The 20,951-nt window shown below is 64.1% G+C and carries 23 protein-coding genes and 1 pseudogene; 9 read left to right on the top strand and 15 right to left on the bottom strand.

What is annotated here, in order from left to right:
• Window positions 1–111: 111 nt before the first annotated feature.
• The gene (locus SAS01S_RS05265; RefSeq protein ID WP_066805916.1) at window positions 112–480 is read left to right on the top strand and encodes a PRC-barrel domain-containing protein; all 369 of its coding nucleotides are present in this window, start codon (window positions 112–114) and stop codon (window positions 478–480) included.
• A gap of 1 nt (window position 481) precedes the next feature.
• Here SAS01S_RS05265 and SAS01S_RS05260 read toward each other — a convergent pair whose 3' ends face one another.
• Both SAS01S_RS05260 and uvrB read right to left on the bottom strand, forming a co-directional pair.
• On the bottom strand, window positions 482–1,207 hold the full coding sequence (locus tag SAS01S_RS05260) for a hypothetical protein (RefSeq protein ID WP_169804900.1): 726 nt from the start codon (window positions 1,205–1,207) through the stop codon (window positions 482–484).
• A 110-nt stretch (window positions 1,208–1,317) separates the two neighbouring features.
• Window positions 1,318–3,513, bottom strand: coding sequence for an excinuclease ABC subunit UvrB (gene uvrB / locus SAS01S_RS05255; protein ID WP_066805913.1), 2,196 nt, complete (start codon window positions 3,511–3,513; stop codon window positions 1,318–1,320).
• A gap of 83 nt (window positions 3,514–3,596) precedes the next feature.
• Between uvrB and SAS01S_RS05250 the strand changes: the two genes are divergently transcribed.
• Both SAS01S_RS05250 and SAS01S_RS05245 read left to right on the top strand, forming a co-directional pair.
• Window positions 3,597–4,124 carry a DUF3617 domain-containing protein gene (locus SAS01S_RS05250; protein WP_066805911.1) on the top strand — a complete coding sequence of 176 codons (528 nt, stop codon included), beginning with the start codon at window positions 3,597–3,599 and terminating at the stop codon, window positions 4,122–4,124.
• 128 nt (window positions 4,125–4,252) lie between these two features.
• Window positions 4,253–4,816 (top strand): DUF3617 domain-containing protein, encoded by a 564-nt coding sequence (locus SAS01S_RS05245; protein ID WP_066805908.1) that lies wholly within the window; start codon window positions 4,253–4,255, stop codon window positions 4,814–4,816.
• Between the two features lie 55 nt (window positions 4,817–4,871).
• On the opposite strand, the gene SAS01S_RS05240 is transcribed toward SAS01S_RS05245, so the two are convergent.
• Together SAS01S_RS05240 and SAS01S_RS05235 are read right to left on the bottom strand one after the other, a co-directional pair.
• Entirely contained in the window at window positions 4,872–5,330 is a 459-nt protein-coding gene (locus tag SAS01S_RS05240; RefSeq protein ID WP_245656755.1) for a hypothetical protein, read from the bottom strand.
• 77 nt (window positions 5,331–5,407) lie between these two features.
• Window positions 5,408–6,565, bottom strand: coding sequence for an MBL fold metallo-hydrolase (locus SAS01S_RS05235; RefSeq protein WP_066805904.1), 1,158 nt, complete (start codon window positions 6,563–6,565; stop codon window positions 5,408–5,410).
• Between the two features lie 97 nt (window positions 6,566–6,662).
• Between SAS01S_RS05235 and SAS01S_RS05230 the strand changes: the two genes are divergently transcribed.
• Both SAS01S_RS05230 and SAS01S_RS05225 read left to right on the top strand, forming a co-directional pair.
• The gene (locus SAS01S_RS05230) at window positions 6,663–6,908 is read left to right on the top strand and encodes a helix-turn-helix transcriptional regulator (protein WP_066805902.1); all 246 of its coding nucleotides are present in this window, start codon (window positions 6,663–6,665) and stop codon (window positions 6,906–6,908) included.
• Entirely contained in the window at window positions 6,905–7,420 is a 516-nt protein-coding gene (locus SAS01S_RS05225) for a hypothetical protein (protein ID WP_066805900.1), read from the top strand. The genes SAS01S_RS05230 and SAS01S_RS05225 overlap by 4 nt, the downstream gene beginning before the upstream one ends.
• A gap of 3 nt (window positions 7,421–7,423) precedes the next feature.
• On the opposite strand, the gene SAS01S_RS05220 is transcribed toward SAS01S_RS05225, so the two are convergent.
• The 7 genes and pseudogenes from SAS01S_RS05220 to SAS01S_RS05190 all read right to left on the bottom strand — a co-directional run bounded on the left by SAS01S_RS05220 (window position 7,424) and on the right by SAS01S_RS05190 (window position 14,120).
• A complete protein-coding gene (locus SAS01S_RS05220) occupies window positions 7,424–8,770 on the bottom strand; it encodes a methyl-accepting chemotaxis protein (RefSeq protein WP_066805995.1) in 1,347 nt (448 codons plus the stop codon).
• Between the two features lie 96 nt (window positions 8,771–8,866).
• Window positions 8,867–10,231, bottom strand: coding sequence for an MFS transporter (locus SAS01S_RS05215; RefSeq protein ID WP_066805898.1), 1,365 nt, complete (start codon window positions 10,229–10,231; stop codon window positions 8,867–8,869).
• Entirely contained in the window at window positions 10,228–10,692 is a 465-nt protein-coding gene (locus SAS01S_RS05210; protein ID WP_066805896.1) for an SAM-dependent methyltransferase, read from the bottom strand. Before SAS01S_RS05210 ends, SAS01S_RS05215 begins: the two co-directional genes overlap by 4 nt.
• 10 nt (window positions 10,693–10,702) lie before the next feature.
• A pseudogene (locus SAS01S_RS05205) lies at window positions 10,703–11,619 on the bottom strand (EamA family transporter).
• Window positions 11,616–12,098, bottom strand: coding sequence for a hypothetical protein (locus SAS01S_RS05200; RefSeq protein ID WP_066805894.1), 483 nt, complete (start codon window positions 12,096–12,098; stop codon window positions 11,616–11,618). The pseudogene SAS01S_RS05205 and the gene SAS01S_RS05200 overlap by 4 nt, the downstream one beginning before the upstream one ends.
• 31 nt (window positions 12,099–12,129) lie before the next feature.
• Window positions 12,130–12,501, bottom strand: coding sequence for a GIY-YIG nuclease family protein (locus SAS01S_RS05195; RefSeq protein ID WP_084238541.1), 372 nt, complete (start codon window positions 12,499–12,501; stop codon window positions 12,130–12,132).
• Between the two features lie 95 nt (window positions 12,502–12,596).
• Complete coding sequence (locus SAS01S_RS05190) at window positions 12,597–14,120, bottom strand: fumarate hydratase (RefSeq protein ID WP_066805892.1); 1,524 nt, start codon at window positions 14,118–14,120, stop codon at window positions 12,597–12,599.
• Window positions 14,121–14,168: 48 nt separating this feature from the next.
• On the opposite strand from SAS01S_RS05190, the gene SAS01S_RS05185 reads away from it, so the two are divergent.
• On the top strand, window positions 14,169–14,885 hold the full coding sequence (locus tag SAS01S_RS05185) for a haloacid dehalogenase type II (RefSeq protein WP_066805890.1): 717 nt from the start codon (window positions 14,169–14,171) through the stop codon (window positions 14,883–14,885).
• 126 nt (window positions 14,886–15,011) lie between these two features.
• On the opposite strand, the gene SAS01S_RS05180 is transcribed toward SAS01S_RS05185, so the two are convergent.
• The 3 genes from SAS01S_RS05180 to SAS01S_RS05170 are packed head-to-tail and all read right to left on the bottom strand — an operon-like array spanning window position 15,012 to window position 16,861.
• Entirely contained in the window at window positions 15,012–15,533 is a 522-nt protein-coding gene (locus SAS01S_RS05180; protein ID WP_066805889.1) for a DUF1993 domain-containing protein, read from the bottom strand.
• 24 nt (window positions 15,534–15,557) lie between these two features.
• Window positions 15,558–16,211, bottom strand: coding sequence for a glutathione S-transferase family protein (locus SAS01S_RS05175; protein ID WP_066805888.1), 654 nt, complete (start codon window positions 16,209–16,211; stop codon window positions 15,558–15,560).
• Window positions 16,208–16,861 (bottom strand): dihydrofolate reductase family protein, encoded by a 654-nt coding sequence (locus SAS01S_RS05170; protein ID WP_066805886.1) that lies wholly within the window; start codon window positions 16,859–16,861, stop codon window positions 16,208–16,210. The genes SAS01S_RS05175 and SAS01S_RS05170 overlap by 4 nt, the downstream gene beginning before the upstream one ends.
• Before the next feature lie 193 nt (window positions 16,862–17,054).
• Between SAS01S_RS05170 and SAS01S_RS05165 the strand changes: the two genes are divergently transcribed.
• Both SAS01S_RS05165 and SAS01S_RS05160 read left to right on the top strand, forming a co-directional pair.
• A complete protein-coding gene (locus SAS01S_RS05165; RefSeq protein WP_066805884.1) occupies window positions 17,055–17,549 on the top strand; it encodes a winged helix-turn-helix transcriptional regulator in 495 nt (164 codons plus the stop codon).
• A 40-nt stretch (window positions 17,550–17,589) separates the two neighbouring features.
• Window positions 17,590–18,756 carry a serine hydrolase domain-containing protein gene (locus SAS01S_RS05160; protein ID WP_066805883.1) on the top strand — a complete coding sequence of 389 codons (1,167 nt, stop codon included), beginning with the start codon at window positions 17,590–17,592 and terminating at the stop codon, window positions 18,754–18,756.
• A gap of 106 nt (window positions 18,757–18,862) precedes the next feature.
• Here SAS01S_RS05160 and SAS01S_RS05155 read toward each other — a convergent pair whose 3' ends face one another.
• A complete protein-coding gene (locus tag SAS01S_RS05155) occupies window positions 18,863–19,861 on the bottom strand; it encodes an aldo/keto reductase (RefSeq protein ID WP_066805880.1) in 999 nt (332 codons plus the stop codon).
• 90 nt (window positions 19,862–19,951) lie between these two features.
• Here SAS01S_RS05155 and SAS01S_RS05150 point away from each other — a divergent pair, with 90 nt between their 5' ends.
• A complete protein-coding gene (locus tag SAS01S_RS05150; protein WP_066805877.1) occupies window positions 19,952–20,851 on the top strand; it encodes a LysR family transcriptional regulator in 900 nt (299 codons plus the stop codon).
• The last annotated feature ends 100 nt before the right edge of the window (window positions 20,852–20,951 follow it).

Below are 20,951 nucleotides of genomic sequence, written 5' to 3'. Positions count from 1 at the left end.
CGACCATGGCCGCGAGCGCTGCGCGCCTCAACCCCAAAGCGCCATTCGGGCGTGGATCGGCGACGTACGTCGCGCTACGATCGTTTCGCATTCAACCGCGAAAGGGCAAAAGTGGCCGAGACGAGCATCCAACCCCTGGTGGCGGCGAGCCTGGATACGACGATGAAGGTCAGGGGCCGCGACGGCGGCAAGACGATCGGCACGCTCCACGCCTTCATGGTGCACAAGAGATCGGGCCGGGCGATGTACGCGGTGCTGAGCCTTGGTGGCTTCCTCGGCGTCGGCAAGCATTTCTACGCGGTGCCGATCCAGCTCCTCGCCTATGACCTCGCCGCCGACGCCTATGTCGCCAGCGTCGAACCCAAGACCTTGGAGGGCGGCCCCAATTGGTCCGGCGCCGCGCCCGATTTCGATCAGGCCTATGCCGACCGGCTGGCCAGCTATTACGGAGCGGACAAGCAGGACCTGACGGTCGGCTGACTCAACCGGTCAGGCTTTTCGCAAAGGCCTGCCAGGCGGGCGTCATGTTGAGCACGATGCGGATAACCTGGGTGAGCAGGAAGAATGCCCCACCCCATTTGGTTGCCGCGTGCAGCTTGCCCGTCGTGCGCAGATCGTAGGCTACCAGCACCAGCAATAGGAGGTCGGTCAGCACCATCCCGCCCAAGGGCGGGGTAAGCGGCAAATGCGACATCCGAGTCACCCGCGCCAACGGCGTCGTCAGCAGCGCGAGCGTGCCGAGCAGCATCAGACGCTTGTGCCAGGCGGCGCGCCGGCGCATCGCCACGGCCCAGCCGGTCAGCACCGCGAAGGTCAGCACCGCGCCGAGCGGGAAGGCCAACGGCGGACCCGATGGCGGCAAATGCGCCGCGGCGGCGGCCTGCTTGGTGATGATCGCGGTAGCGATGCCCAGCGGCACCATCGCCACGGCGACCAGCACTGCCGCCGACCCGACGATGCGATGCACGTCGGTGCGTCCGGCGGAGATCAGACCGGTCTGGACCACGTAGAGCAGCATCCACAGCGTGAAGATGGCGCCATGGACATGGACGAGGAGCGACAGGCGCGGGCCGGCGAAGATGGTGGATAGGTAGTACGATGGTGCAAAACCGATGAAAGTCAGGACTGCCATCGCCGCCGCCATGCCTAAGAAGAATCGCCTTTCGGCGACTAGCCGTCCGCCCACCCGTCCCGCGATTGTCGCCATATCGACCTTCCCTCATTTTCGGGCAGGAATCGGACGACGGGCGATAGATCGACAGGACGGAAACGACGCAGCTGGCCAAATTACCGCTAAGCTGATTCGAAATCAGCGATCTACCGCCGACTCCCGCTCCCGAACTTCTTCTGCACTTTCCCGTAGCGCGTCTTGCGCGTGCCGGGCTTGCCCTCGTTCGAGCGTCCCATCACGGGCGGCAACACGCGATCGTCCGCGGGCAGTCCGAGCTCCTCCGCCTCCAGCGCGCGGATTTCGTCGCGCAGGCGCCCGGCTTCCTCGAACTCGAGGTCGGACGCGGCCTTGCGCATTTTCTTCTCGAGATCCTCGATATAGGCGCGCAGATTGTGCCCGACCATGTGCGGTCGGGCCTCGTCGATCGGGACGGTGACCTGATCCTTTGACGCGACATGCGCGATAATGTCGCCGATGTTGCGCTTGATCGTCGTCGGCGTGATGCCGTGTTCGAGATTATACGCTTCCTGCTTCTCGCGGCGGCGATTGGTCTCGTTGAGCGCGCGTTCCATGCTGCCGGTCATGCGATCGGCGTAGAGGATCACCCGGCCTTCGACGTTGCGCGCGGCACGGCCGATCGTCTGGATCAGTGAGGTTTCCGAGCGCAGGAACCCTTCCTTGTCGGCGTCTAGAATCGCGACCAATCCGCATTCGGGAATGTCGAGCCCTTCGCGAAGCAGGTTAATGCCTATCAGGACGTCATAGACACCAAGCCTAAGATCGCGAATCAGCTCGATTCTCTCCAGCGTCTCGACGTCGGAATGCATGTAGCGGACCTTGACCCCGGCCTCGTGCATATATTCGGTCAGATCCTCGGCCATCCGCTTGGTCAGCGTGGTGATCAGCGTGCGATAGCCCATCGCCGTGGTCTTGTTGCATTCCTGAATGACGTCCTGGACCTGCTCCTCGACCGGGCGGATTTCGACCGGCGGGTCGATCAGGCCAGTCGGGCGGATGACCTGTTCGGCGAAAACGCCGCCGGTCTGCTCCATTTCCCAACCGCCGGGAGTCGCCGAGACATAAGTCGTCTGCGGGCGCATAGCGTCCCATTCGTTGAACCTGAGCGGCCGGTTGTCGATGCACGACGGCAGACGGAACCCATATTCGGCGAGCGTGATCTTCCGGCGATGGTCGCCTCGCGCCATGCCGTTGATCTGACCGATCGTCTGGTGGCTCTCATCGACGAACAGCAAGGCATTTTCGGGCAGATATTCGAACAGAGTGGGCGGCGGCTCGCCCGGGAGGCGTCCGGTCAGGAAGCGCGAGTAATTCTCGATACCCGCACAAGATCCCGTCGCCGCAATCATTTCCAGGTCGAAGTTCGTGCGCTGTTCGAGCCGCTGCGCCTCGAGCAATTTACCTTCGATCTGTAGCTCCTTGAGCCGCTCGGCAAGCTCGTGCTTGATCGCTTCCATCGCCTGTTTGAGCGTCGGGCCCGGCGTCACATAGTGCGAGTTAGCAAACACGCGGACGTAATTGAGACTGGCGACCTTCTTCCCGGTCAGCGGATCGAACTCGGTGATATCCTCGATATCGTCGCCGAAGAACGACACCCGCCAGGCGGTGTCCTCATAATGCGACGGGAAGATTTCGAGCGTGTCGCCTTTCACCCGGAAATTACCGCGCTGGAACGCCGCGTCGTTGCGCTTGTACTGGAGCGCGACCAGCTTGCGCACGATCTCGCGCTGATCGACCGTCTGGCCTTTCTTGAGGTCGAAGATCATCGCCGAATAGGTCTCGACCGAGCCGATACCATAGAGGCAGCTGACCGAGGCGACGATGATCACATCGTCCCGCTCGAGCAGCGACCGCGTCGCCGAGTGGCGCATGCGGTCGATCGATTCGTTCACCGAGCTTTCCTTCTCGATGTACGTATCCGACCGCGGCACATAGGCTTCGGGCTGGTAATAATCGTAATAGCTGACGAAATATTCGACCGCATTGTCGGGGAAGAAGCTTTTGAACTCGCCATAAAGCTGCGCGGCGAGAATCTTGTTGGGCGCGAGGATCAGCGCCGGCCGCTGCAGCGTCTCGATCACCTTGGCCATGGTGAAGGTCTTGCCCGACCCCGTCACGCCCAGCAGCACCTGATCGCGCTCGCCGGACAGTGCCGCTTCGGTCAGTTCCTTGATCGCGCTGGGTTGGTCGCCGGAGGGCTCGTAATCGCTGACCAGCTTGAACGCCTTGCCGCCTTCGACCTTTTCCGGCCGTTCGGGACGGTGCGGAACGAAGGACTGACCGGTTTCGGGCTCGGCCAAGCTGGTGCGAATCTGGATTGCCATAGAACGTGAATATGGTGACTCTCGCGCCAACCCGCAACAAAGCGGGAACGGGCAGCATAAAGTCTATAACAGGAGAAAAAGCGATGCGAACCAACACCCTTATCCTGATCACTGCCGCGTTGGCGCTTGCTGCCTGCGGGCAAAAGACCAGTTCGACCACCGTCACCACCAATTCCGCCACCGGCGCCGTGACCACCACGGGCGATGCCCCACCGTCCGCTACCGCATTGGGCCTCCAACCGGGCAAATGGGAGACCAAGATCGAAGTCACCGATCTCAAGATGAGCGGAATGCCCGCAGGGATGACCGTGCCCAAGCCGGCGCCGATGACCACCACCACCTGTATGACTCCCGAACAGGCGTCGAAGGGTCCGGGTGATTTGCTCAAACAGGTCAAGGCCGACTGCACGATCAACAGCAGCACCTATGCCGGAGGCAAGATCGCCATGGAGATGAACTGCAAGCTGCCAACCGGCACGATGACGACGAAGACTACCGGCACCTATTCGGCGACGTCGATGAGTTCGGACGCCGAGGTCAGCATGACTGGCAAGACGTCGATGACGCAGAAGGTGCATACCGAGGCGCATCGCGTCGGCGAGTGCAGCTGATCTGATTGTCACGGACCCGTGGCACGGCGATTTTCCGCATTGCTACGGGTCGCGATCCGGTGAAGTACATACGCAACCCGCAATGACGGGAAGAATACGGTCGCATCATTCCAGTCGAGAGGACCAACATGCGCCGTGCTTTCTATTTTTGCCTGATCACCCTGCCCCTCGCCGCCTGCAATTCGGGTGGCCCGACCGTCACCGCCACCAACGCCAGCAGTGCCGAGGTCGGCGCCAAAGTCGCCGCCGCGACCGACAATGGCGCGATGGTTCAGCCAGGTCGCTGGGAAGGCACCACCACGATCGCCGACATGAAGATGCCGCTGCTACCTGCGGATCAGCAGGCGTCGCTGGCGGGCAAGATGGGCAAGCCCGACAAGATCGTCTCCTGCATCACGCCGGAAGACGCCAAGGCCAACAGGGCGTTCTTCACCGGCAATGACGACAAGAGCTGCAAGTATGATCATTTCACCATGTCGGGCGGCAAGCTCGATGCAGCAATGAGCTGCGCGCAGGCGGACGGCAGGATGTCGGCTACGATGACCGGCACTTATAGCGCGACCAGCTATCACATGACGATGGCGTCGAACACAGAGGGCCGCAAAGACAATCCTTATGGGACGATGTCGGTGAAGGTGACGGTGGATGCCCAGCGCGTCGGCGAATGCCGCGGTACCGAGAGCAAGGAATGAGCAGGCGACTGCGCTGACGGTTATGCCGGCTCCGCGACCAACGACGCGGAGCCGACTAATCCAAACGCCGATACGCGACGCGCCACATCACCACTGCGATACCGGCCGACATCATGGCCATGACCAGAGCGGTGGCGACGCCGCTCGCCCAGCGGAACAGCAAGGTCCGCGCGTCCATCGCCGGCATTGCGACCAGGCCGTAGATCCAGGTTTGCCCGCCCAGGAATACGACGAAGCCGATTGCCGCCCCGAGCAAAGCCGCGCTGACGGGCCCGCGGCGGCCGGCCGCGTGGAGCAGCATCCAGGGAAAGGCTGCCAGCGCGGTGACGGCGAGCGCCGTCAGCACCGATCCGATGACCAAGGCGATAGCCAGCGTACCGATCGCAAAGGTGCCGCCGAATAGCATTAGCAGCACGGCAATTGCGCCCCCCATCAGCCCACCGGCACCGATCGCCAGGCCGATGCGATCGAGCGACGTTTCGTAGCGGCGTCGTTGCGCCATTGTTCGGGACATTGCGACACCCCCTCCCCGGCGCCTCATAGCATCGGGTGCGGCCGACCCCAAGCGGTCACGCAACCCATTGCGATGCATCAGCGGAGCGCCGAAACCGCAGGCGTGTCGAGGCAGCGCAACAGGTCGCTGCGCGCCATCGCCGGCCGCGCGGGCTGTGGCGCAAAGGCGGGCACGTCCAGGGTCCGGCCGATCCGCACTGCGGAGAATCCGTGTTGCCCGGTGCACGCCTCAGCCGCTGCAAGCAGCCGCGGCGGCGTGTCCCAGCCTTCATAGGACAATCGAAACGTTCCCCAGTGAATCGCGATCGCCTGCGCCGCGCCGAGTCGGCGATACACCTCGACGGCGTCGACCGGGCCGATATGGCTGCCCGCCGCCATCTGCCCGTCGGTGAAGCGGAACGCGCCGATCGGGATGAGGGCTAGCCGGATCGGACCATAGGACGCCGCCTGCTCTGCCCATTTGAGATCGCCCGCGCCGGTATCGCCGGCGAAGAACAGATTGCCGCCGGGCAGTCGCACGACCAATCCCGACCAGAGCGCGCGATTGCGATCGGCGAACCAGCGGCTGTCCCAGTGATGGCTGCGATTGACGACGACGCTCACGCCCGGCCGCACCGCGACTTCGCCACCCCAATCGAGCGCACGCGCCGGCACGCCGGCCTGGCCGATCACGCTGTCATTGCCCAGGCTGGTGACGATTAGCGGATGGTCGCGGTCCCACAGTTTTTTGAGCGTCGCCAGGTCCATATGGTCGTAATGATCGTGACTGACGAGGATCAGGTCGATCTTGGGCAGGTCCGCGAACCGGATACCAGGCTCGGCGACGCGCGTCGGCCCGATCCCGAACGGCCCCGCGCTCTTGCTCCACACCGGATCGGTCAGGATGTTGAGCCCGTTGGTCTGGACCAGCACCGTCGCGTGTCCCACCCAGGTCGCAAACATCCGCTCGCCCTCGACTCGTGCCGGGGGCTTGGTGGGCGTCACCGCGACGCGATCGGGCCAGACGGGGCGATTGTCGCGCGCCGTCACATAACGCAGCAGCGTGCCGGTACCGCCCGGCGGCGACAGCGCATCGTCGGCGCCATCGGGATTGAAGAAATGCTCGCCGTCGAAATGGCCGCTGACCGGCCCGCGATAATAACGCGCGTCGAGGAACTCGGGGATGATCGCGATCGGGAGGCACAGCGCGACCACCAGCCACAGCAACCCGGCGCCCGCACGTTTCACCCATCGCATCCGCGCCCTCTATCGCATGAAGCGCGGCGTACAAGCCTTATTGACTCTTTCGAGTTTTTGTTGTGTTTACACAATATATGATAACGCAAACCGACTCATGATGCTCTATAACCGAATCGGGCTGTTCCGCGCCGAACGCGGCATCTCGCGCAAGGCGCTGGCTGAAGCGGTCGGCGTCAATCCGCAGACGATCGGCTATCTCGAGCGCGGCGACTATAAGCCGAGTCTCGAGCTCGCGATGAAGATCGCCGCCGAGTTCGACGTCGCGATCGAGCATCTGTTTTCGTTCAGACCTTTCGAGCCCGTGGCCGCCGTTCTGCGCCGGGCGGGAGAAACCGCATGACGACCAAGCCGCTCGTTCAACGCCTCGACGATATCGCCAATCGTACCGGCGTGCCCGGTCTGGTGTTGCATCCGCCACGGCGCCGTCCGTTGCGCGGGCTCGCGGTGGTGTCGTTTGCGCTGGGCACCGCTGGGATGGCGATGGCGTGCATCAAGCCTGGCTGGCTATGGATCGGCGAGATGGTGCTGATGGCGTGCTTCCTCCTGTCGATCTGGCTCCCGCTCAAGGGCCCGATCAAACCCTGGATGTCGGTCAACGAACGCGTCGACGAGCGCGACGCCGAAATCCGCGACAAAGCCTATCTGACGCTGCTGCCGATCATCCTGATCGTCGCGCTTCTCGGACTGTGCGGCATTCCGGCGATCGCCTGGCTGCAGCAGCGCTCGGCGCCTGAAACGGTCGCGCTCGGGGGATTCGGCGCGATCTATCTGCTGACCTTGTGGAACACGATCCCGACGCTGCACGCGAGTTGGCAGGACGAGCCAGCCGACGAGGAAGACGACGAAGACTGACCCTCAGCCCTGATCCTCATACGCGAATTGCAGGATGCCCCAATGGCGGCCCTCGACCGCGATCGAGGCGATCACCTGCTTGAGCAGCAGGACGCTTCCATCGGCGACCTGACGTCGATAGGCCTTGAGGCAGAACGGGTCGGTGATCTTGCACTGTTGCTGCGTCTCGGTGAACTCGAACATCATGCCGCACCGTGCATATTCCACATTCCAGGCATCGTCGCCGGGACGCTGCGCGTGCGAGCGTTCGGGCATCGCGACCGCGCCGAAACCGTTGCGGTCGGAGAAGCTCATCCCGAAAAAGCCCTTATAGCTCCGCGCCCGTTCCTGATACGGCCGCGCCGCGGGAATGATGAACGGCTGGACCGGGTGGGTGTAGAGTGGCGGGTTGGTGCCGGGGATCTGATCATAAGTGTCGCGGAACAGATCGGCGATCGATATCCTGCCATCGGCCACCGCACGGGTAAGCGCGTCCGATACCTGTTTCGCCGCATCCAGGCCGAACGCGATATAGGGCGAATCGATCATCTCGACCCCGCTCTCGGCGAAATGCTGGAGGAGGGTGTTTGTGTCGTCGCTCACCGTGGTGACGCGCCCCGACAAACGCTGCAGACCATCGGCATTGGCGCCCGACGTGGTCGACAGAGCGCCCAAGCCGGTGCGGATGTTACCCACCGATTCAACCATCGAGCCGATCCGGTCGCTGACACGCTCGCTCGACATCGATAGATCGCGCATCAGCGCACTCAAGCGGTCGACCAGTTCCTCGATATCCTTGCTGCCCTGATGCGCCGTCTTGGCGGTCTCGACGCCATGCGCGACGCGATCGAGCATGCCCGCCGCCTCACCTGCTAGCGCCCCGATCGAGCGTTCGATCGTCTGCGTCGCCGCGGCGGTTTCCTGCGCCAGTTTCTTGACCTCGCCGGCGACCACCGCGAAGCCGCGCCCGGCATCGCCTGCGCGCGCCGCTTCGATCGTCGCGTTGAGCGCGAGTAGATTGGTCTGGCTGGCGATCCCGCTGATCACTTGCGTCACATGGCTGACCGAAGCGAGGGCCTCGTTGAACGCGCCCAGGCTGGCATGAATCCGGCTGACCTGGTCGATCAGGTCGACGACATTGATCGAGGCGTCGGACAGTTGTCGCGTCGAATCCTCGATCACCAGCCGCGCCGCCGCCGTGCTGCGCCGTGCTTCCTCCGCCGCGCGCGCGACGTCGGTGCCGTCATCGGCCAGCCGCACGGCTTCGCCGCCGATCGTGTCGATCGTCGTCGCCTGCGCGGTCACGCGCTCGGCCAGTTCGGTAATGTCTGCTTGCAGGTCGAGCGTCCGGATGCCGAGCTCGCCCGACATCTTCGCCGCCTTCCGTACCGTTGCTGCGATGTCCAACCGCGTTGCCCCCTGAATCCCGCTGCTTTCAGCAACTAAACGGCCAAGGTTAACGAAGCTTTAGGCTCGTTTCGCAGGGACCGAAAACCAGCCGGCGACGCCAGCGATCACCGCCACCGCCGCGGCCAACCACAAAGCGGCATGAAAAGCCTCGATCGACACGCCGCGGCCGCCGCCGGTCAGCACCAGCCCGATCAGCGCGACCGCGACCATCCCGCCGATCCTGGCAGTAGCATTGTTCACCCCCGACGCTGCGCCGGCATGGTGGCGATCGACCGATGCCATCACCGCATTGGTCAGCGGCGCGACCGCGGCGGTCATGCCGATGCCGATCAACAGCATCGACGGCAGGATATGCGGGACGAACGCGATCGCTGTGCCGGGAATGATCCGCATCGCGACGAAGCCGGCCGCGACCAGCAACGGCCCCGCGGCCAGCATCCAACGCGCGCCGATCCGCTCGGCCAGAGCGCCTGCCGCGCGCGATCCGGCGCCCATGATCAACGGCAAGGGCAGGATCGCCGCGCCCGCCGCGGTTGCCCGCCACCCGGTCGAGATCAACAGATAGGGGAGCAACAACAGCACGCCGCTCAGCGCTGCGTAGAGCAGGAAGGTCAGCACGGTGATCGCGCTGAAGCTCCGCGTACCGAACAGGCCGAGCGGCACCATCGCCCTCTCGCCGCATCGGCTTTCCCACCACAGGAACACCGCCGACGCCGCCACGCCGCCGGCAATATAATATACCGCACCTTGCCCGCCGGACGTCGCGATCGTCAGCCCCCAGACCAGCAGGCCGAGCCCTATCGTCGCGAACGCGCCGCCCGGCCAGTCGGGTTTCGCCGCTTCCGGATCGTGCCCGCCTTCGACCGCGACCACGGCCAGGATCGCGGCGGCAACCGCGATCGGCACGATCAGGCCGAACACCCAGCGCCAGCCGGCGGCGTCGACTAGCCAGCCACCGACGATCGGCCCGATCGCCGCCCCGATCGCGCCCGCAGCCGCCCAGGTCCCGATCGCCTTGGCGCGCGCCTCGCCATCGAAATCGGCGCCCAGGATCGCCAGGCTCGCCGGAGTCAGTAGCGCCGCGCCGACACCCTGCGCGACGCGCGCGGCGATCAGCCAGCCGAGCGTCGGCGCCGCCATGCAGCCGATCGAGGCGAGCGCGAACAGCAACAGCCCGGCCAGGAACACCGCCTTGCGCCCAAGCGAATCCGCCAGCGCGCCGCCGATCAGGACCAGCGCCGACAAAGGCAGCATATAGCCATTGACGATCCACTGGATTCCCGCCGCGTCCGCATCGAGCGCTTTCGCCATCGCGGGCAAGGCAACATTGACCACCGATCCGTCGATCATCGCGACGCTCGATCCCAGCACCGTCGCCCACAAGGCACCGGCGCCGGCGCGGCTGGGGGCTGCGCCGGTCATGCCCGCCAATATCCCGCCATCAGTTCGCCGGCCCAATCGGGCTGGCGGATTTCGCCGCGCGGTAGGAACTCACGCAGCACCGGCTTGATGTCGATCACTGGCGTGCCGTCGATCGCATCGAGCCCACGGACGTGAAGACGCGTGCCCTCCACTTTCTCGATCCGGCACACCGTAATGCCGATCCGGTTGGGTCGGTTCTTGCCGCGCTGCGCGAAGATGCCGACCAGCGGCCAATCGGCGCGGTTGCGCGGGTGACGCGCGCCGGTCTCGATCTTGTCCGGCGACACGCGATCGAACACGAAGGCGATCTCGGCATGGCTGAAATCGCCCAGCCCGGCTAGTGCCTCCGGCCCGAACCGCGGCTCGAGTTCGATCACCGCGGTCTCGTGGTCCCAATCGTCGTCGACCGCTTCCGCGCGGCCGCCGCGTACATAAGCGATCGCTTCGATATCGAACGCCATGCCTGTCTCCCTACCACGCGCCGGCAAGCGCCAGCACTACGCCGATCGCGACCAGCAGCAACCCCGCGACTTCGCTTTTGGCGGTCTTCTCGCCCAGATATAAATGCGCGAACGCCATGGTGAAGGCGACCTCCACCTGGCCGACGATCCGGACCAATGCGACCGGCGCCGAGGCGAAGCCGGTGAACCAGCAAGCCGAAGCGATCGACGACATCAGGCCCACTTGTGCTGCCGTACGCCATTCGGCGAACACCCTCGCCACCTGATCGCGTTCGCGCCAGACCAGATATCCGCCCTGCATCAGCGTCTGCAGCGTGACGGTCATCGCGAGCACGATCAGTGCAGCGCGGATATGATCGGGCGTCGCGACTTCCATCGTCGCGCGACGGATCGCGATCGTCGTCAGCGCGAACACGAAGCCTGAGGCAATGCCGTAACGCGCCGCCGGCTGGCCGAGCGACCGCAGCAGCTCTCCCAGCCCCATCCTCTTTCCGCCGGTCGACAGACCATCACGCCGACCACACCGAACCCGATCCCGATCCAGGTGAGAATGCTCAGATGATCGCCGAGCAGTACCACCGACAGGATGGCGCTCTGAACCGCCTCGGTCTTCGAATAAGCGGTGCCGACAACGAAATTGCGCTCGCCGAAAGCCATTAGTAGCAGATTGGTGGCGATGATCTGCGCCAGCCCGCCGGCGGCGCAAAACAACACGAACCAGTGCCCCAACGCCGGAAGTGTCGCAGGCGCGATCACAAACTGATAGGCCAGCATCATCGCCGCCGCGACCGGCAGGCCATAGAGATAGCGGACCAGCCCGGCGGCATTGACCGACAGAGTCCGCGACATGCGCCGCTGCACCGCCGTGCGCCAAGCCTGGAGCGCGCCCGCGAGCAAGGTCGCGGGCAGCCAGATCGGGAAGTTCACGCCTCCCGTGCCTGGACGGTGCGCGCGAGGAAATCGAGGATCGCCTTCTCGTCCTTTCCTTTGGGACCCCGACCGACGCGGAACAGCAATGCGCCGAACACCATCATCGCCAGCGGAATGCCGCCGAACATCCCCCAGAATTCGAACGGTGCGCCACTATAAGCCGCGAAACCGGCGACGATCAGAAAGATCGACAGGAACCCGAACCAGAAGATCATGAAACCCGTTACGCTGCTGGCGGGTCCGATCTTTCCCTCGATCCGCGTCCCGCTGCCGTCAGGTCGCATCGTCGCGGTCAGCCGGACATTCATGTTGGTCTGGATATTGGGCCGATAAACGAACAGCATCATGTCCTGTTCGCTGCCATGTCCGGTGACGCCCTTTTTGGGCTTGGCCTTCTCACCACCTAACACGTCGCGCAGCTTTGTCGCCAGCGCCACCGGATCGAGTGGCGAATGGAGGACGATCTTCCTACTCATTGAGGCGCACGGTCTAATCTGATCGGAAAGCTCATTCGGGGTGCACCTGCGCCGCAATCGTCGCCCCGGCGGAGGCCGGGGCCGCCGGGTTGTCGAGCGCAACGCTCACCTCGGCCCCGCCATTCAGCTGATCCCAAAGATCATCCCAATTAGGGTTCTGCTCCGAAATCAGCCGACATTTCCACACGCGGTTCCAGCTCTTCAAGCGTTTCTCGCGAAGGATCGCATCGTCGATCGAATCATGCGCTTCGATCAGCACCAACCGCGTGCAATCCCATTTCGCCGCGAAGGATGATCCGCGCTTCTGACGATGGGCCTCGATCCGAGCGAGGCTCGACGTCACACCGATATACAACACGCCGAACGGCTTGTTCGCCACGATGTAGGTATAGCCGCCCCGCATAATCCCCCGTCGCCCGGCGGAGGCCAGGCCGTTACGTTATCTGGCCAATGCTTCGCGTCAAACCCGGCGGCCCCGGCCTCCGCCGGGGCGACGAATCAAACCTTCTCCAGCAAATGTTCCCTGGCGATCTTCTCGCGCCACACCAACGGCGCCAATTGATGAACGTTGTTCCCCTCGCTGTCGACGGCGACGGTCACCGGGAAATCCGCGACCTCGAATTCGTAAATCGCTTCCATCCCCAGATCTTCGAAACCGACGACCTTCGACCCCTTGATCGCGCGCGCCACCAGATAGGCCGCTCCGCCGACCGCCATCAGGTACGCCGATTTCGCCTCCTTGATCGCCTCGGTCGCGGCCGGACCGCGCTCGGCCTTGCCGACGCAGGCGAGCAGGCCCTGATCGAGCATCATGCGCATGAACTTGTCCATCCGCGTTGCGGTGGTGGGGCCTGCGGGCCCGACGATCTCCTCGCCGACCGGATCGACCGGGCCGACATAATAGATCACCCGACCCTTGAAGCTGACCGGAAGCTCCTCGCCCTTCGCCAGCATGTCGGCGATCCGCTTGTGCGCGGCATCGCGACCGGTCAGCATCTTGCCGTTGAGCAACAACCGGTCGCCCTGCTTCCAGCTCTGCACCACCTCAGGCGTCAGCGTGTCGAGATCGACGCGGATCGCCGCTTTGTCGGGCGTCCAGTTGACGTCGGGCCATTCGTCGAGCTTGGGCGCCTCGAGAAAAGCCGGCCCCGAGCCATCGAGCGTGAAATGCGCGTGGCGCGTCGCGGCGCAATTGGGGATCATCGCCACCGGCTTGCCCGCGGCATGGCAGGGCGCGTCCATGATCTTGACGTCGAGGATGGTCGAGAGCCCGCCCAGCCCCTGCGCGCCGATACCGAGCGCGTTGACCTTGTCGAAAATCTCGATGCGTAGCGCCTCGATGTCGGTCTTCGGCCCACGCTCCTTGAGCGTCGCCATGTCGATCTGTTCCATCAGCGCCTTCTTGGCGAGCAGCACGCAATGCTCCGCCGTGCCGCCGATGCCGATCCCCAACATGCCCGGCGGGCACCAGCCGGCGCCCATTTGTGGCAGCATCTCGAGCACCCAGTCGACGATCGAATCCGACGGGTTCATCATCTTGAACTTGGACTTGTTCTCCGACCCGCCGCCCTTGGCCGCGACGTCGACATGCACCTTGTCGCCCGGCACCAGTTCGACATGGAGCACGCAGGGCGTGTTGTCCTTGGTGTTGCGCCGCGTGAAGGCGGGGTCGGTCAGCACCGAGGCGCGCAGCTTGTTCTCCGGATTGAGATAGGCGCGGCGCACGCCCTCATCGACGACCTCCTGCATCGAGCGCGAAATATCGTCGAGGCGGCAATCCATGCCCCATTTGACGAACACGTTGACGATGCCGGTGTCCTGGCAGATCGGCCGGTGCCCTTCGGCACACATCCGGCTGTTGGTCAGGATCTGCGCGATCGCATCCTTCGCGGCTGGCGACTGCTCCGCCTCGTACGCGGTCCCGAGCGCGCGGATATAATCCATCGGGTGGTAGTAAGAGATGAACTGGAGCGCGTCGGCGACGCTCTCGATCAGATCGGCTGCGCGAATGGTCGTGGTCATGAGCGGGCCCTCTAGCGCCGAGCGCGACGATGAAACAAGAAGGCATGGATGATCCTGCCCAAAGTCCTAGCCTTCGACGTGTTCGGCACGGTGGTGGATTGGCGCAGCGGAATCGCTCGCGAGGCCGCGCTGTTGCTCGACAGCTTGGGCCGTAGCGACATCACGCCAGAGGGGTTCGCCGACGGCTGGCGCGCGCGGTATCAGCCCGCGATGGGGCGCGTGCGATCGGGCGAGCGTCCGTTCGTCATTCTCGACACGCTCCACCGCGAAACGCTCGAAGACTTGCTGGTCAGTCTGGAGATCGACCCCGACGCGATCGGCGACGGGCGGCTGCACGATTTGACGCTCGCCTGGCACCGGCTCGATCCCTGGCCAGACGCGGTCGCCGGACTGACCCGGCTGAAGCGGCGTTTTCCGATCGTTACCCTGTCGAACGGCAATATCGCGTTGATGCTCGACATGGCGCGCCGCGCGGGCCTTCCCTGGGATGCGATCCTCGGGGCCGAGGTCAGTGGTCACTACAAGCCCGACCCGGAGGCATATCTCGCTACTGTTCGGACGCTCGCTATCCGACCCGACGAGCTCTGCCTTGTAGCCGCACATCACAGCGATCTCGCCGCGGCGCGTGGTGCCGGTCTGACGACGGCTTATGTCGACCGCCCGATGGAATATGGCGGTCGCGCCGCGCCGGATGTCCGTCTTGCGTCCGATTGGGAATGGAGCGTCGCCAGCCTGGTCGAGTTGGCCGAATTGCTCGGCGCCTGATCCCTTCCACCGTCACCCCGGCCTTGTGCCGGGGTCTGCCTTGCCTCCATCGATGGCCCGGAGCTTCTTGTCTTTCGCCTGCCGCCCGGCGGATCCCGGCTCAAGGCCGGGATGACGACGGTACTATCAGGCCCGCGTCCGCAGCCGACCCTCATAGTCGCGCTTGCCGATCGGTACACCGCGCGTGCGCAGGATGTCGTAGGCGGTGACGGCGTGGAAATGGAAGTTCGGCAGCGAAAAGGAGAGGATGAAGGTCTCCGCCGTGAAAGCAAGCCGGCGCGGTCCGATATCGAGGTCCAGCTCCCTGCCTGCGCAACGATTGACCTCGTCCGGCATGAATGCCGCCAGCTCGATCTCTGCTCGCCTCACCATCGCCTGCAACTCGGCGAACGGCATGGTCCCCACGAGCGGCGGTGGATCGAACACGCCCCTGATCAGCGCTTCCACGCCCCAAACGGCATGATGCGTCAGCGCCTCGATCTGGAAATGGAACGGCGCCATGTCGGGGAAGAGGCGGGCATCGACGAACTGGTCCGGGTCGGCGCCATTCTCTTCGCAATGCCTGACCGCGCGGTCGAGGAAGCCCGCAACGGCGCTCACCGTCTGTTGGAAGGTCGGCACGCTGAGATCGTAGAGCGATATTGCCATGGCTGTTCCTCCCCGACCGCCGGGCTAGTCCCGCCCCTCGGGCGCGCCGAGCGGGAAATAGTGGCGGAACGGGCGAGCCTCATCGAGCGCGCGGGCATAGCTAGGCCGCGCGAGCAGGCGGTCACGATAGGCCCATAGATTTTCGAAATGCTTCGGAATTGAATGGGTCCAATCGGCATAGAGCAACGCTGGCGCCGCCGAGCAGTCGGCCAGGCTGAAATCGTCGCCTGCCGCCCATTCGCGCCCCGCCATCCGGCGGTCGAGATAGGCATAGGCCGTGTCGAGCTGCGCTTTCCATTTCGCACCGCCCTCGCCATCATCGGGCTCTCGATTGATCGCCTGATAAACAACGCGTTGCTGTGGATAATTGACGTAATTGTCGAAGAAGCGGTCCCACATGCGGACGTCGACCGCCACGTCGGGATCTGCCGGAACCAACGACTTGCCCGGATATTTAACGTCGAGATATTCGATGATCGTGGTGGTGTCGAACACCAGGCGATCGCCGTCGGTCAGCGCGGGGAAGCGCCCGATCGGCCAAAGCGCCGCGAACTCGCTCGCGACCGGATCGCTGCCGTCGAGCATAAGTTCCTCGAACGGCACATCCTTTTCGTAGAAAGCGGTCTTGGCCTTCTGACAATAAGATGACAGCGGATGGGCGTAGAGCTTCAACGTCATTTCGCATCTCCTTTGGAAAGCACGACGTGCAGCGCACGCTCGCCCATCACCTGCTCGGTCGGGGCGTAGCCGAGCGCGCGCAGGTCGATTCCCTGGAACATCGCCTCACCCTGCCCCAGCACAACCGGCGACACCGCGTAATGGAGTTCGTCGATCAATCCGGCCTGAAGATATTGCCGCACGGTCGACACGCCGCCGCCGATCTTGACGTCGAGATCGCCCGCCGCCGCGCGCGCCTGCTCGAGCGCGCTCTCGATTCCGTCGGTGACAAAAATGAAGGTCGTGCCGCCTTCCATCTCGATCGGCGGATGCGGATGATGCGTCAGGATATAGGTCGGCGCATGATAGGGCGGATTGTCGCCCCACCAGCCTTTCCAGTCGGTTCCGTCCCACTCGCCGCGGATCGGGCCGTACATGTTGCGACCGAGGATGAAGGCACCAAAGCCGGTCATTGCGCGCGTGCCGAAATCGTTGTCGATCCCGGTCTCGCCGTCCTCTTTCCCGATCATGGTCCGGAAGAACCGTGTCGGGAAGAACCAGCCGTGCATCTGCTCGCCATTCTTGCCGAGCGGGTCGTCCAGGCTCTGGTCGGGTCCAGCACCGAACCCATCGACCGATACCGAAAACGCACCAACACGTACCTTACCCATTATCTCTCTCCCAATCTCAGCTGTTCGACGAACTCGATCGCGTCGGCGCGGCTAAACGCGCTGATTCGTAATGGCATAAGCACAGGAACTTCATTGCATCCTCCTGGCAAAACTGCTTGCAATTCGCAAGCGGTATCTGCCTCGACTAAATTAAGCAGTTGCATTTTGCAAGCAGTTTTTTTACATTACCAACATGGCTGAGACGATGCGGTCGGGATGTCCGATCAATCTATCGATGGAGACCTTGGGGGATCGCTGGAGCCTGGTGATCATCCGCGACATCATGTTCGGCAATCGCCGCCACTATCGCGAGCTGCTCTCGCGATCGGAGGAGGGAATCGCCTCCAACATCCTGGCCGACCGTTTGAAAAAGCTGATGGAGCGCGGGCTGCTGACGCGCGCCGACGATCCCAGCCACAAGCAGAAGGCAATCTACAGCCTGACCGAACCGGCGATCCAATTGCTGCCGGTGCTCGCCCAGATCGGCGCCTGGGGCCGCCGCCATTTGCCGACCACGCCCGAGCTCGCGATTCGCGCGCAATTGCTCGAGGAAGGTGGGCTGCCTTTGTGGGAGACGTTCATGGCCGAGCTACGCCATGAACATCTCGGCACGCCATTGCCGCCGAACCACGAACCGGTATTGCCGCGATTGACCGCCGCGTACGAAGCGTTGGCTAATTGCGCCTGACCGGCGATACAGCGCGCCCAGAATATTTGGAGAGACTCGCATGCCGACCGGCCGATCGTTGCGGATGATGAGCGCGGCCCTGGCGCTGCTCGCGATCGGCGCCACCGATCGGCCGCAACGCGTGTACAACACGCTCGATAATCGCAACCTGTCCGAATCGACGGTCGATCGCATCGTCCAGCGGATGATGACGGAGAACCAGGTCACCGGGCTTGGCGTCGCAATCATTCGCAAGGGGAAGATCGTCTTCATCAAGAGCTATGGTTATGCTTCGCTGGAGAACAAGGCGCCGCTGACGCCGGCGACGATCATGCCCGGCGCGTCGCTGACCAAGGCGACCTTCGCCTGGATGCTGATGCAATTGGTCGCTGAAGGGAAAGTCGATCTCGACAGGCCGATCGACCAATATCTGGCCAAACCGCTGCCCGACTACGCCGCTTATGCCGATCTCAAGGGCGACGAGCGCTGGCGCAAGCTGACCTTGCGGATATTGATGAATCACAGCAGCGGCTTCGCCAATTTCCGCTTCTTCGAAGACGACAAGAAGCTGCGCTTCCACCGCGACCCGGGCACCCGCTACGGCTATTCGGGCGAAGGCGTCCATTTGGCGCAGTTCGTCCTCGAACAGGGCCTGGGGCTGGACGTCGGCAAGGAAATCCAGGCGCGTGTCTTCGACCGCTTCCGGATGGGCGACACGTCGATGACGTGGCGCGACAGCTATGACGGCCGCTTTGCCTATGGCTACACCGCGGACGGCCAGCGCCAGTCCTTTGCGCACCGGCGCAAAGTCGACGTTGCCGGATCAATGGCGACGACCCTGGCCGACTGGGCACGCTTTCTCGCGTCGGTGTCGCGCAGCGACGGGCTAGGGCTCGCCGCGCACAGGGCAATGGTCCGTCCCACGATCTGGATCGACAGCCCCACCCAGTTTCCCACGTTGCGGGACGATCGCACCAACCGCTGGAAGGCCATGAAGCTGGGCTATGGCGTCGGCTGGGGCACGTTCGAAAGCCGGTTCGGCCATGCTTATTTCAAGGAAGGGCATGACGACGGTACCGAGAATTACGCGATGTGCGTCGACACGCGGCAGAGCTGCATCCTGCTGATGGCTAACGACAATCGCGCGGCGGCGATCTTCGTGTCGTTGACCAATCAGTTGCTTGGGCCGGTCGGCCTTCCCGCCGAATGGGAAGGCTACCGGCCCTAGGGTTTTTTCAGTTTCGCTGTCACGGTGCCGGCCCGCTCCCCCACCCGGCCGCCCAACAGGATATTCTATGGGAGGCCGGGTGGAGCGGGCCGGCACCGCAACCGTTTCAGCCGCGCTCGCTGTCGAGCGAGGCCATGCCCTGTGCCGGATAGCGATCGCCCCTAACTGCGTCGCGCGGCACCGCTGCCTCGATCGCGGCAAGTTCCTCGGCGCTGAGCGTCACGTCGAGCGCGCCCAGCGCTTCCTGCAATCGCGTGCGGGTCTTGGCGCCGACCAGCGGCACGATGTCTTGCCCCTGCGCCGCGACCCAGGCGATGGCGAGCTGCGCGGTGGTGATGCCCTTGGCATCCGCAATCGCCTTGAGCCGGTCCGCAATCTGAAGATTGGCCTCGACATTGCCCGACTGGAACCGCGGCGAATGCGCGCGGAAATCTCCTTGTCTAGCGTTGCTCGACGCCTGCCAGTGCCCGCTGATCAACCCGCGCGACAGCACGCCATAAGCAGTGACGCCGATGCCTAGTTCGCGCAGCGTCGGGAAGATGCTGTCCTCGGGCCCACGGCTGATCAGGGCATATTCGATCTGCAAGTCGACGATCGGGTGCACGGCGGCGGCGCGACGGATCGTCTCCGATCCCATTTCGGACAGGCCGATATGGCGGACATAGCCGGCCTGCACCATCTCGGCGATCGCGCCGATCGTCTCCTCGATCGGTACATCGGGGTCGAGCCGCGCGGGGCGGTAGATGTCGATATGATCCACCCGCAGCCGCTGCAGCGTGTAATGGAGGAAGTTCTTGGTCGAGCGCGGGCTCGCATCGAAGCCGATAAACGCCCCCGCCGGGTCGCGCAGTCCGCCATATTTTACGCTAAGTTGATAAGCGTCGCGCGGCAGGCCGGCGACCGCATCGCCGATCAGCATCTCGTTATGGCCCTGGCCATAAAAGTCGCCGGTATCGAGCAACGTCATCCCGGCGTCGAGCGCGGCATGGATCGTCGCGATAGCCTCGTCGCGATCCGCCGGCCCGTACGCGCCCGACATGCCCATGCACCCAAGTCCGATTGCCGAGGTCACTGGTCCACTCTTGCCTAGCTTGCGCTGTTCCATCGTCTGTCTCCTTTGTGCCCGGCATATGGCGAATTGGCGATCGTACGATAAGCCATGACAAGCGAAACGCCCCGTGCGAAAAACCGCACAATGGCGACACCCAATCTCGATGACTTCGCACACTTCGCGACGGTGGCTGCAGCGGGTGGATTTCGCGCCGCGGCGCAGAACAAAAACCTGTCGGCATCATCGCTGTCGGAAGCGGTGCGCCGACTCGAAAGCGATCTCGGCGTCCGCCTGCTCAATCGCACCACGCGCAGCGTCACCCCGACCGAGGCGGGGCAACGGCTGCTCGATCGACTGACGCCGGCATTGGAGGAACTTGCCCACGCGGCAGACGATCTGGTCACCGAAAGCGGCCAGGTCAGCGGCACCTTGCGCCTCAATGTTCCCGGCATCGTCGCCTGGCACATCCTGCCGCCGATCGCTGCGCGGTTCCTTGTCGCGCATCCCGGCATCCGGATGGAAGTGACCACTCAGGACGAATTGGTCGACGTTCTCGCGGCCGGGTTCGACGCCGGAGTCCGGTACGATGAATGCATCGACCGCGACATGATCGCGGTGCCGATCGGCCCGCGACGACAGCGCTTCGCCTGCGTTGCCGCCCCTGCCTATCTCGATCGCCACGGCACGCCCCGACACCCGCAAGACCTCGCCGGACACCAAAGGCTCGGCCACCGCTTCGCGAGCGGCAGGCTCGCGGCGTGGGACTTTGAGCGCGGCAATCGCCGCTACCGCATCGCGCCTGATGGACCGCTCATCGCAACATCGATGCAGATGGAGATCGCAGCAGCGGTCGCGGGGTTGGGCATCGCAGCGGGATTCGAGGAATTCTTCGCCGCCGAATTGACGCGCGGCACGCTAGTCGAGGTGCTGAGCGACTGGATGGAGCCGTTTCCCGGTCCCTCGCTTTACTATCACAGCCGCCGCCTGATGCCGGCGCCGCTGCGCGCCTTCATCGATTTCATTCGAACCGACGACGCGAACTGACCGCGCCGTTCGCCTCGACTCGGCCATCTCTTTTAGGTCCGGCTGAAAGCACTTCCTAACATCTTCGCGCTACGGGCATGGTCATGTCCGTTCGTCCGAG

It is taken from the genome of Sphingomonas asaccharolytica NBRC 15499, from assembly GCF_001598355.1.
GTDB classification, from domain to species: Bacteria; Pseudomonadota; Alphaproteobacteria; order Sphingomonadales; family Sphingomonadaceae; genus Sphingomonas; species Sphingomonas asaccharolytica.
Note: the sequence above shows the minus strand (reverse complement) of the source record. Positions and strands in the feature narration are given on the sequence as shown.